Genomic DNA, 11,819 nt, shown 5'->3' with positions numbered 1-11,819 from the left:
TGTTTGACTCAGCGGGACGTAATTTAGCTTCCCTTAGCCAGTACGATCATTGGCTATTGGTGTAAAAAATAGCGGCCCCATAGTCTACTAGCAATGGTCACAATGCCGATTTAAGCTTTCTGCGACCAAGATGGTTGCTGATTTTTTGTATATTAAGGTCTATAAATTTGATGATAAGATCATAGGATGTTAACATCTTATCAAACACCTTTAGTCACCTTAGTTCCTGATGGTATTTATAATGAAAAAGCAACTAGCACTCGCAATTCTGACCTTGTTTATTACAGCAAGCCAGCTTCTGGCTCAATCCGCAAAACACGTCATCTTCGTCACCATAGATGGTTTCCGACCGGACTTCTATCTTGACAGTAACTGGCAAATGCCAAATGTACAGGCGCTAATGAAAAATGGTGCCTATGCAAAAGGTGTAAACAGTGTATTCCCTTCCATGACCTACCCTTCGCATACGACGATCGTTACAGGTGTGCAACCCGCAAAACACAGAATATTCTATAACAACGTATTTACGCCAGATGCCGCAGCACAACAGCCCTACTGGCAGGATAGTTCCATTCATGTGCCGACGATCTGGAAAGCCGCAAAAAACAAGGGCATGACGGTTGCTTCACTTTACTGGCCGGTTTCTGCAGACGCGCCGGTAGACTACAACATTCCTGACATTGGTGGCCTGGGTGACGGGGTGCGGGAGCAATATTCATTACCAAAGGGCTTTTACGCAGAGGTTAAGAAAGAGGTGTTTGGTGGCGTTGAGAAGATAGATCACGGGAAAAATCAGAACATTGCGAAAATTGCTGCCCACATCATCAAAAAGAGCAAACCTGAATTAATGACCATTCACGTGTTTTCTGTCGACGGTGCCTCACATGCTGCCGGACGCCAGGGAACACGCGTGCAGGAAGCTGTCGCTGATGCAGATGCTGCCGTTGGTATCCTTGTGGATGCCCTGAAAACCGCAGGCATATGGGAAAGTACCGTCTTGCTGATTGGTGGCGACCATGGGTTTTACGATGTAAAAACGACGATCTCACCTAATGTATGGCTAAAAGAAGCCGGCCTGATCAAGGACCTTAAAGCAGGCGATTGGAAAGCACAATTTAACACGGTAGGTGGATCTGCTTTCCTGTACCTGAAAGACCCATCAGACAAGGCTACAGCCAATAAGGTAAAAGCACTCTTAGCGGCACAGCCGGATAGTGTTAAGCAATACTACCGCATGATCAGCAAGGAAAAGCTGGCAAAAGGCGGCTATAACCCTGGTGTGGCTTTCGCACTTACCGCCGAGCATGATGGTTCATTCAGCGCTACCACCACGGGTGAAGCTGTAAAAGCCGGAAAAGGCGGTGCTCACGGACATTTCCCAGATACAAAAAATATCCGTACGGGCTTAGTGGCCCATGGTCCCGGCATCCGCAAAGGCGCTGTTATCGAAGAAATGAACCTGCAGGATATGACACCTATAATGGTAGAACTTCTTGGCATACCATTTCCAAAAGTTGATGGAAAAATACCGGCAAGTTTATTAACCAAATAGCTTCGCTGCTCATCGCATATGCAAGCGGCCTTACACTTCCGCTAAGTATTTATGGACGAAACTGATGGCCATACTTCCTTCGCCGACTGCTGAAGCTACCCGGTTCATGGCATTTGCCCGGACATCACCAGCGGCAAAGATGCCATGGGCACTGGTCTCGAGCAGGTAAGGGTCGCGCTGAAGTTTCCATATTTTTTTGAATCGTTCATAATTCTGTGCATCTCTTCCGGTTTCAATGAAGCCTTTGTCATTTCTAATGATCTCTTCGCCAATCCAGTCGGTATAAGGTTTTGAACCAATAAAGATATATATGGCATCGGCCACCTTAGTTTCAGATTCATCACGGTCAATCCTGCCAATGCGCACCTGCTCAATCCTGTCCTCCCCCATGGCTTCTTTAATCTCCGTTTTACCCAACACCTGGATGTTTCTGGTTCCTTTGATCTGATCAATTAAATACGAGGACATGGATGAAACAAGATCCTCCTTACGTATGACGATATAAACATTGCGCGCAAACTTCGAAAGATACATCGCTGCCTGCCCTGCAGAGTTCCCTCCACCCACAATGTACACCTCTTTGTCCTTGCATGACGCCGCTTCAGTCATTGCCGCACCATAGTAAATGCCAGCTCCGGTAAACTGCTCAATTCCCTTGGTATCCAGTTTCCGGTAGTCCACACCGGTAGTGATTACAACCGCCCGTGTGTTGATCTCGATGCCACCCTCTAATACAAGTCGTTTGTATCCGTCCTTTTCATGAATTGAACGCACATCCTGTGGAGAAAGAAATTCAGTGCCAAAACGGGTAGATTGTGTTAAGGCCCTTCGTGTAAGTTCAGAGCCGCTGAGTCCCGCGGGGAAGCCCAGATAGTTCTCAATCTTGGAACTGGTACCAGCCTGTCCTCCTGGGGAATGTCGCTCTATCAAAAGCGTCTTTAAGCCTTCCGATGCGCCGTAAACTGAAGCCGCTAAACCTGCAGGGCCAGCGCCAATAATGACCACATCATAAACTTCATTCTTTAGCCCGGGGCTCAAGCCTATCCTGGCTGCAAGCTCCTGGATGGAGGGTGTTTGTAGAACGGTTCCGTCTTCAAATAAAACGGCTGGCAGGTCTTTCAACTGAATATTATTAAGTTCCAGCAGCTGCTGTGCTTCCCTGTTTTTTTCGATATCCATCCAGTGGTATGGAACGAGGTTGCCTGCCAGGTATTCTTTCAGGTTGTGCGACTTCGGTGAAAACTGGTACCCGATTAGCTTCATCCCTTTAAAATCAGGCTTGTAACTATTCTGCCATTCATCTAAGAGATCATCAATGACCGGAAAGAGCCGTTCTTCAGGTGGGTCCCAAGGCTTCATCAAATAATAATCCAGCTTGACTTCATTGATCGCTTTTATGGCGGCATCTGTATCGGAATAAGCGGTAAGTAAGACCCTTTTGGCATCAGGATAAAATTCAAGCGCTTTTACGAGAAATGATACCCCGTCCATTTCGGGCATTCTCTGGTCAGCGATAAAGATGGCAACAGCTTCCCCCTGGTTCTTCAACTCCAAAAGCGCATCAAAAGCCTCCTTTATGGACGTGGTGCTCAAAACCTTATATTCTTGTCTGTACTTGGCTTTAAGATCCCGTGTTATCGCCCGTAATACCTGCAGGTCGTCATCGATACAAAATATGATTGGTTCGTTCATTGGGTGAATGCTGCTTTAATAATCTTTAGTAAACTAGGGTTCATTGATCGGAAAACAAAGTACAAACGCGGTACATCCTGGCTTGGAATCTACCTTCAGAGAACCATTGTGTTGCCTGACTATTCTGGAGACGACATCAAGTCCAAGTCCGGTGCCCTTCCCGATTTCTTTTGTCGTAAAAAAAGGTTCAAATATCCGGTTCTTGATGTCTTCTGGAATGCCGGGGCCGTCGTCCGTTATCGTTACTTCCACATACTCCCGGTCTCTTCTTGTTTTTATTTCTAACCTGCCCCTTTTGTTTACTTCCATTGCATCCAGGGCATTGTCGATGATGTTCGTCCATACCTGGTTAAGATCTCCAACAAACACCTTGATTTTCGGCAAAGAGGTGTCGTATTCTTCCAGCAGCTCAACATTTCCCTTTGTAAACTTGTACTCGAGCATGGTAATCGTGTTCTGAATGCCGCTGTGGACGTCTGTATACTCCTTGTCACGACCACGATCCATATGGGTAAAATTCTTTATCGCACCCACCAATTTTTCAATTCTCCTGCTTGCTTCCTGTATGTCATTGACCATTCTCTCGGTAACCAGGTTATTGTTCATCCAGTTCAGTACCGGCGACAAGTTTTCCGAGGCAATCAGCGCCGAGAACTCATCCATATCATCGCAGGTAAAGCCGTACTCCACAAAGTTTTCAGACAATTCCTGGCTATTTACCACGCCATGGCTATCCAGGCAATCTACAAAGTCGTCTTCCAATCTCCTGCGCTGCATCATCGTCAGAACGGGCTTCTCCTTCCTTGAAAGGACTTCGAAAAGCTTAGTATTTGCCCGGTCTACATGCTCTGCACTCATTTTTATAGAAACCACCGCTTTGAAATTCTCGGGCTGCAGCTTCAAGTGTTTCAGCAGCGAGTCTGAACCTCTTACAATGGCCGCTGCCGGATTATTCAACTCATGCGCAAGGCCTGCAGAGAGTTTACCCAAAGCAATCATTTTTTCATTCTGCTGCTGGAATATTGTTGCCTCACGTACCCTGGTCGACATGATGTGTACAAGGGCCTGTGTGAGTTCAAAATGTGAATGAATTAAACTGTTCATGCTTCCCACGGGAAAGGTCATGACCTGCGTCCTGGTCAGCGCCCTACCATCGATACTATTCACGATACCTCTGGAAAATGGTAGATAACCGGTAATGTCCTTGGCCCCCAGAACAGTTAAGTTTTGTACACTATTTTTTTGGCTGATGTACATTTGCACGCGGCCATCGATGATAACATGCGTTCCTGTGGTCTCTGTCCCTTGTCTGATCAGGAAGTCGCCCTCCTGCAACTCATAATGGTGGCTCTGATCGATCCACCACTGCAACTGGTCTGATGGAACTTCACGTAGAGATTCTATCGACTGTAACCATTCTTTAGTCACTAATTGCATAAGGCTTCTCGTTTGCTATGATCTTTGGAAATATTGGAAATAGAGATAACGTTCTCTCTTCTAAAGATAACCAAAATCTTCAAGCAAAATATTGACTTAAATCAAGATGCGTGTTACTTTGGATTTTTAATGGTGATGAAATCCGTACCGGAAATCGGCAGGCTTCCTGTTGAAGTAATTTTCCGTCCGGTAATGTTCAGTTTAACACATTGATTTAATTTCACATTGCCCAGCGTTTTGCCGACTTTTTGAATATCAAACTTTAGCACCAGATCTCTCAGGCCATCGGGCAACTCCCTTCCGCAAGTTCTACAGTCAACTGCCTTCCCGGAAATTGGGGAGCTGCTATATTCAATGGTAGATGATTCTGGTGCAACACCATTGATGCGTATTGATTTAAGGTCGATCGTTGTTACATCCACCGAGTCGCTGCCGAGTATGGCTACTGACACTAGTCCTTTTTCTGAACAAATGAAATTATTCGGGCATTCATCAGGTTTGATGTCGAATCCCACTGGAATAGGTTCTTTTCTAAGCGCTATTCGGGCTGGCAGATCGTATAGCGCCACAATAAGATTGAGGAAGTCACTTTCATACCTTGAGAATAACTCTAAGTTGTTTAAACCTGGGAATAAAGCTGAATTTACTTCAACGTCCAGAATGTCCCACCGTCCCCCCGGAACGGTTGTTCCGCTGAAAATATCGGGACCTCTGAAGATGGACGCGGGCCACACAATAATTTCACCGTCAGTTGAGGAGTCACCATCCGACACGTGTAATTGGAGAAAGGCATTCCCCTGGAAATAGTTGACACCTTCCAGAATTACAGACCAGTCCGATGGATCTCTAGGCGCTTCTGGAATGCCAGGTATGCCCGCGAACTCAGTATTGGCGTCGTTTCCATTAAAGATCACCACATCCCTGTTATTGCTGCTGTTTCCATCATCATAAAATATTATGATGGAGGCACCATTCGGGTTCAAGTTGCCGAATTCACTCAGCTTTATTGCACGCTTAGCACTTGATCGCAAAAGTTCGGTAATATCAGCCCGGTAAGCCTGGGTGTTCGCATAGCCATAGCCGAAAGAGAGACCAATTCTTACACCTGTAATCCTGCTCGAATTTACATTGATCTGTTGACCGGTAGCCGAAGTTGAATTACTGTACCCGTGCCAATACAATAGCGCTGTCTTAATCGACTGATAGGAAAATGAGTTGGGCAGGTTGATGGTTCCGACCCCTACGTCCCGAAGTCCTCCTACTCCAGCCGAAACAAAGTCGGTTTCTGTAAAGGTCTTGTAGTATGGCAGCGGTCCCCTAACCCTTGATGTATTCTGATTCAGTGCCGCAGTCTTCGAACTGAGTTTGGCAGTTGAGTCACTCAGCAATGCAGGCACATCCATTACCTGCTCCTTTTTACAGCCCCAAACAAGTGCTCCGGCAACTAGCATAACCATGCAAAGCCGACTTAACCATTGATTTTTCATAAACTAGTATGTTTAAGAACATCGGCGTGGTGGCTCGCCTGATTATGTTAAATTAGGCTTTAAAAAGAACTTTGTAAATCGCTAGTTGTAGTAGTTTTAAGTTTGTTTTCACACGCTGAAGCAGCGCTTCTCGAAAAGAAATCATCCGATTCGATTTGGTTACAAATCTCCTTGATCTGGTTAATCTGCGCATCCAATAAATGCTGAATTTTGAATTAACAAATAATAGCAAACATGGAAAACAGAAAAGAATCATCAGCAAACAAGCAGCTCATCGCACTAGTTACCGGCGCCAATCAGGGCGTGGGATTTCAAATCGCCAAGGCGCTCGCCAATAATGGGTACATCGTTTATATCGGGTCACGTAATCCGGAGAATGGCGCAAAGGCTGCAACCGAGATTGGCGATAACGCGCAGGCAATTGAATTGGACGTTACCAAGCAGGCAACCCTTTCTGCTGCTGCAGCACACCTCGCGAAGGAACATGGCTACCTCGATCTGCTGGTAAATAATGCTGGTATATCGCATGCCGGCAAGCCAGGCAGAACACTTCAAGAGGTCGTAGAGGCAAACCGCGCCAGCAAAGCCTCCTTAGATGAAGTTCGAACTGTATGGGAAACAAATGTCTTCGGGACCATAGCCGTTACCCAGACCATGCTGCCCTTGTTGCGAAAAGCATCTGCAGCACGAATTGTCAACGTATCAAGCGGCTTGGGTTCACTCTCCTGGATCGCTGACCCGGCAACATGGGCAAGGGAGCATTTTGATTTGGTATATGGCGCATCAAAAACAGCGATGAATGCGGTGACTATGGCCTTTGCACTCGAACTGGAAAAAGAGAACATCAAAGTCAACGCGGTTAGCCCTGGCTTTACAGCTACGGCGTTGAACAACTTCCAGGGTACAGATAGTGTTGAAGTTGGTTCTCGTGAACCGATCCGTGTAGCGCTCGACACCAATGGACCAAACATGACCTTTACCGGGCCAGAGGGACCTCTTCAGTGGTGATACAACACAACGGTCATAGTCCTTATCTTTATAAATAAAAGATGTCATGCAGAAGATACCCAAACTGGATTCCATAACTGAAATTCACCGGATGCTCGGGCTTGCCGGGCCTGTGCATCCATTAATTACTTTATTCGATCCGAACAAAGATCTGGTGAACCTCAACCGGCTTCCGGTAAGTTACATCTCCGGTTTTTACAAGATATCTTTCGTTACAGCACTGGCTGGGCAGTTCAAGTATGGCCAGAGCTATTATGATTTCGACGAAGGCAGTCTGCTTTTCACTGCACCAAATCAGCTTATTGGTAATTCTCATGACTACAAGAACAATAAGGGCTTTTCACTAATTATTCACCCGGATTTTCTCCAGGGTCATGCGCTGGCTAAAAAGATCAAAAGCTACGGTTTCTTCTCTTACGCAATCAACGAATCATTGCACCTTTCCGAGGAGGAGAAAACAACTATGCTCGCGATCTATAACATCATTGGACAGGAGTTAAACAGCCGGATAGACGAATTCAGCCATGAGGTGGTGATCGCCCAAATTGAGTTGCTGCTCAGTTACGCAAAGCGCTTTTACAAACGGCAGTTCCTCACCAGACAAGTAGCGCACAATGATCTGCTACAACGGATAGAAGAACTGCTGAACACCTGCTTTGAAGAAGAGCAACTGGCCAATGCCGGTGTACCCACGGTGCAGTTTCTCGCTGATCAGCTTAACTTTAGCCCCAACTATCTGAGTGATATGCTGCGAACGCTGACCGGGCTCAGTGCGCAGCAGCATATCCACCAGAAACTGATCGAAAAATCAAAAGAACTTTTATCGGTCACCAGCCTGACCGTTAGTGAAGTCGCTTACCAGTTAGGTTTTGAGCACCCTCAATCATTTAGCCGGCTGTTTAAGATCAAAACGAATCTTACACCACTGGAGTTCAGACAGGCTTTCAACTGATGTATCGTAACATGCATTAACCCTTTGAGGTAAATATGCTAGTGATCATTGGATCATCATGTCAGCTTGTATTTACCAGTGTAGACCCTTTGTGGCTCGTCAATATCATTCTTGGCCTTGTGCAGTTTCTTTTTCTTGTTGTTTTTGCTACTTTCAAGATTCCTTACTTACCTATCCTATATGAGAAAAGAATTCCTGTTCCTGATTTTTTTAAGCCTGGTGTTTGCCAAGGCTACAATGGCTCAAACACCTTCAAGAAGTCAGGAGAAAGTTTATACCAATCCTTTGAAAGTACAGTTAGGAGATCCCTTTGTGTTGTTTACTAATGGCACCTATTACATGTACGGCACCGGACCAGCAACGGATCGTGGTTTCTCCGCATATTCATCTAAAGACTTAGTCAATTGGAAGCCCGAAGGAAAGGTCTACGCCTATGACAATAAAAATGGATGGAGTGATCCGAATAGCGCCTGGAATGGAGCCTACTGGGCACCAGAAGTATACGAAGTAAAAGGTAAGTTCTATCTCTTTTACAGTGCACAATGGAAGGTAAACCCTGCAAAGGAGATGGAAAACTTTAAGATAGGCGTTGCAGTATCCGATAAACCTACAGGCCCCTTCATTGACTTGGCAGCGAAACCACTCTTCGATCCTGGCTACCCGATTATAGACGCCAATGTATTTTTCGATACTAATGGCAAATCGTACCTCTACTATTCACGAGCGGCCTATAAACATCCGGTGGAGAGCGAAATAGCAAACCAGGCTCGCAAAAGTGGTAAGTTTAAAGAAATTGAAGAAAGCTGGGTGTATGGGGTAGAGCTGAAGCCAGACTTTTCCGGTGTAACCGGTGAGCCAATATTGCTACTTCGCCCTCCGGTAAAGTTAAAGGACAAGCAAGCAGCTTGGGAAAGCCTCTCCGTAACTTCCGGAGAAGTTAACCGGCGATGGACCGAGGGCTCCGTGACGTTTAAAAAGGACGGCATCTACTATATTATGTACTCTGCAAACCATTTCGGAGGCGAGCACTACGCTGTGGGTTATGCCACATCAGGTTCTCCCCTGGGTCCTTTCAAAAAGGCAGAAGAGAATCCTATTCTGCACAAGAACACGCATAAAGGTGGCATAGTCTCTGGGACAGGGCACAATAGCATTGTTTATTCTCCGGATGGGAAGGAAATGTTTTGCGTCTATCATGGAAGAACGACAGCCACGGGTTCGGAAAGAGTAGTATTTATTGACAGAATGAAAGTGGAAAATGGCAAAATCACCGTATACGGTCCCAGTACGCAGCCGCAAAAGATCCCTTCAGGTTCTTTATGATATTAAGAGCTATGAAGCGGAAAGCATCCCAAATGCAGTCCTGCTAAAATAATAATGCTGGTACACCAATGTTGAAGTGTACCAGCATTCATCTGGAACAGACCCAATGATAACAATACTATACTACAAAAGAGCACGCAATTGCGCGTCTGCAGCTGCACGGCACTCCGCCCGTTTGCTTAGATCGGCATCTTCCAAAGCAGCTTTCAAAGCTTCTCTATCCAGGTCGTTGCAATAAGCGGGTGTGCCGGGCTCTTGCTTCCAGGATTCTGAAAGTGAGCCAGCATCAATAGCATCAAAGCCGATGGCATCAATCAGTTGCATGACCACCTGCTTTCCGGATTCATCGTCGCCTGCAACGGAAAGTGCTATCCGGTTTGGACTTCCCGCAGGCATAGCCTTCTCCGCCAGGCTTGCCGCGTAGATGTTGTTGAATGCTTTGATCACGGGATGACCAATGACGCTAGCCACCCAGGCACTATCCGGTAGGCCATCAACAATTTCTTTAAGTTCTCCATCCCGGGTCGGGTAGTAATTTCCGGTATCAACGATAGTCGCTTTTGAGGCTGAAAGTACCGCGGTCGGCAATTCTGGTATTGCTTTTTCCGGGATCGTAATAATAACCAGATTTTCTGCCCCTGCGGCCTCTTCGGCCGTTGCTGCTATTGCACCTGTTTCAGCGGCAAGGTCTTTTAAGGTTTCGGGCCCTCTTGAGTTGGCGATCTTCACTTCATGCCCGAGTTTTGTCAGATGATGTACAAGTGCAGTACCAATATTCCCTGATCCAATAATTCCTATTTTCATGTCTTCTGGATTTAATTGTATTCTGATGTAAAAACTAAATTAACCTAAAAAACCGCTAAAAAGTTTTGCTAAATAAGTACTATGGCAATGGAATGTTCATTTGCCTTAAACCAAAAAAACCGCCAGTTTCCTGGCGGTTTCTCTTATTAGACTGTTATTAGTATAAAGTAAACTCTACACGTCTGTTTTTCTGACGGCCAGCTTCAGTTTTGTTAGAAGCAATAGGTTGGCTCTCACCGTAACCTGTAGCTTCAACTCTTGATGCATTTACCCCTTGAGAAACCAAGTATGCTTTGATCGATTCCGCTCTGTCTTTAGAAAGACCCATGTTGTAAGAAGCCGATCCTTTATCATCCGTATGTCCAGCCAGTTTCAGGCTAAAGTTTTTAGATTTCAACAAATCAGCAACGCGGTTAAGTGTTGGATATGATTTTTGACGTATCGTCGCCTTACCAAAATCAAACTCCAGATTGCGAATCGCATCAGCCACAACCTTACGGTCTGCTTCTGTGATAATAATTTTCTCCTGTACAACCGGAGCTGGAGCCACCAATGGGCAACCTGCGCCGTCAACTACAACTCCTGAAGTGGTACCTGGACATTTGTCGAATTTATCGGCAACACCATCGCCATCTTCATCATTAATAACACCAGCAAGATCTGTTCTCAATTTTGCGTTCTCTGCTTTTTGAGCATCAAGATCACTCTTCAACTGATTTGCGGTTGCTTTTGCTGCCAACACTTCATCATAAGTTGCAGCTACTGGATTGTGCCAGGCCAATTGCTTGCCTTTTCCAAGCGCAAACTCCAGACCTGCGTAAGCATAAGAAAATTTATCATTGTTGTTGCTCAGGTAAGCACCATCAAGGTTGTCGCCATCAACAAAACTAACCGTCCAGCCCAGGTCAAAATTGATCTTTTCAGATACTCTGAATTTGGCACCAACACCCACAGGAATCACTAACTCGCTAATGGTTTTGTCTGGAGCATAATCAGAAGTTGTTCCATTTCTGGTGATGGTAGGCTTGTAACCTGAAAGTCCCGCACCCGCTGAAACAAATAACTGTAGAGTATTCTCTTTTTGAAACATGTCAATGTTAAACATGTTTAACACCGCATTTAGGCTCGCTGAGTAAGATAAGTCAGTTTCAAAAGCACTTACCGCTCCTGAGTTGGTTACTCCACTATCGTATGGCTCAGAATTATCAGCTTTTAACTTACCCCTAACACCATCTAAACGAAGTGAGAAATAATTTGTGAATTGTTTTTTCACATAGATACCATATCCGAAGCTCGACTGCCAGTTTGAAAAATCGTTCTTTCCACCAAAAGGTGCAATTGGGCTGAGTACTCCAGCATTAACACCGATAGACCAGGTGTTAAATGGTGCTGTAGGAGTTGTTGTTGCAGGCTCTTGAGCTTGTGTAGCTCCGGCCATAAAAATACCTGCAATGAATGCAGGTAAACTTTTTGATAACAGTTGTTTCATATTTTTAGTTAGTGGATAAACGATATTTCCCACTATTACACAATCATTGTACCACAAAGTAAATGCATGAAATAA

9 protein-coding genes are annotated in these 11,819 nt (G+C 45.4%); 4 read left to right on the top strand and 5 right to left on the bottom strand.

What is annotated here, in order from left to right:
• Window positions 1-241: 241 nt before the first annotated feature.
• Window positions 242-1,552 carry an alkaline phosphatase family protein gene (locus AC5WJX_RS16535; RefSeq protein ID WP_494485404.1) on the top strand — a complete coding sequence of 437 codons (1,311 nt, stop codon included), beginning with the start codon at window positions 242-244 and terminating at the stop codon, window positions 1,550-1,552.
• Between the two features lie 30 nt (window positions 1,553-1,582).
• Here the strand turns inward: AC5WJX_RS16535 and AC5WJX_RS16530 are convergent, their stop codons facing one another.
• The 3 genes from AC5WJX_RS16530 to AC5WJX_RS16520 all read right to left on the bottom strand — a co-directional run bounded on the left by AC5WJX_RS16530 (window position 1,583) and on the right by AC5WJX_RS16520 (window position 6,168).
• Window positions 1,583-3,244 carry an NAD(P)/FAD-dependent oxidoreductase gene (locus AC5WJX_RS16530; protein WP_494485403.1) on the bottom strand — a complete coding sequence of 554 codons (1,662 nt, stop codon included), beginning with the start codon at window positions 3,242-3,244 and terminating at the stop codon, window positions 1,583-1,585.
• 33 nt (window positions 3,245-3,277) lie between these two features.
• On the bottom strand, window positions 3,278-4,681 hold the full coding sequence (locus tag AC5WJX_RS16525) for an ATP-binding protein (protein ID WP_494485402.1): 1,404 nt from the start codon (window positions 4,679-4,681) through the stop codon (window positions 3,278-3,280).
• Between the two features lie 113 nt (window positions 4,682-4,794).
• Window positions 4,795-6,168 (bottom strand): hypothetical protein, encoded by a 1,374-nt coding sequence (locus AC5WJX_RS16520; RefSeq protein WP_494485401.1) that lies wholly within the window; start codon window positions 6,166-6,168, stop codon window positions 4,795-4,797.
• A gap of 234 nt (window positions 6,169-6,402) precedes the next feature.
• Here AC5WJX_RS16520 and AC5WJX_RS16515 point away from each other — a divergent pair, with 234 nt between their 5' ends.
• The 3 genes from AC5WJX_RS16515 (at window position 6,403) to AC5WJX_RS16505 (ending at window position 9,451) form a co-directional block, all read left to right on the top strand.
• Window positions 6,403-7,176, top strand: a complete 774-nt coding sequence (locus AC5WJX_RS16515; protein ID WP_494485400.1) for an SDR family NAD(P)-dependent oxidoreductase — start codon at window positions 6,403-6,405, stop codon at window positions 7,174-7,176.
• Window positions 7,177-7,222: 46 nt separating this feature from the next.
• Window positions 7,223-8,128, top strand: a complete 906-nt coding sequence (locus AC5WJX_RS16510) for a helix-turn-helix domain-containing protein (RefSeq protein WP_494485399.1) — start codon at window positions 7,223-7,225, stop codon at window positions 8,126-8,128.
• A gap of 180 nt (window positions 8,129-8,308) precedes the next feature.
• Entirely contained in the window at window positions 8,309-9,451 is a 1,143-nt protein-coding gene (locus AC5WJX_RS16505; RefSeq protein WP_494485398.1) for a glycoside hydrolase family 43 protein, read from the top strand.
• 123 nt (window positions 9,452-9,574) lie between these two features.
• Here the strand turns inward: AC5WJX_RS16505 and AC5WJX_RS16500 are convergent, their stop codons facing one another.
• On the bottom strand, window positions 9,575-10,276 hold the full coding sequence (locus tag AC5WJX_RS16500; RefSeq protein WP_494485427.1) for an NADPH-dependent F420 reductase: 702 nt from the start codon (window positions 10,274-10,276) through the stop codon (window positions 9,575-9,577).
• 136 nt (window positions 10,277-10,412) lie between these two features.
• On the bottom strand, window positions 10,413-11,744 hold the full coding sequence (locus tag AC5WJX_RS16495; protein ID WP_494485397.1) for a DUF6089 family protein: 1,332 nt from the start codon (window positions 11,742-11,744) through the stop codon (window positions 10,413-10,415).
• Window positions 11,745-11,819: the final 75 nt, after the last annotated feature.

The organism is Pedobacter sp. NEAU-ZC8 (genome assembly GCF_059278965.1).
This window is presented reverse-complemented; position numbering and strand designations above follow the sequence as displayed.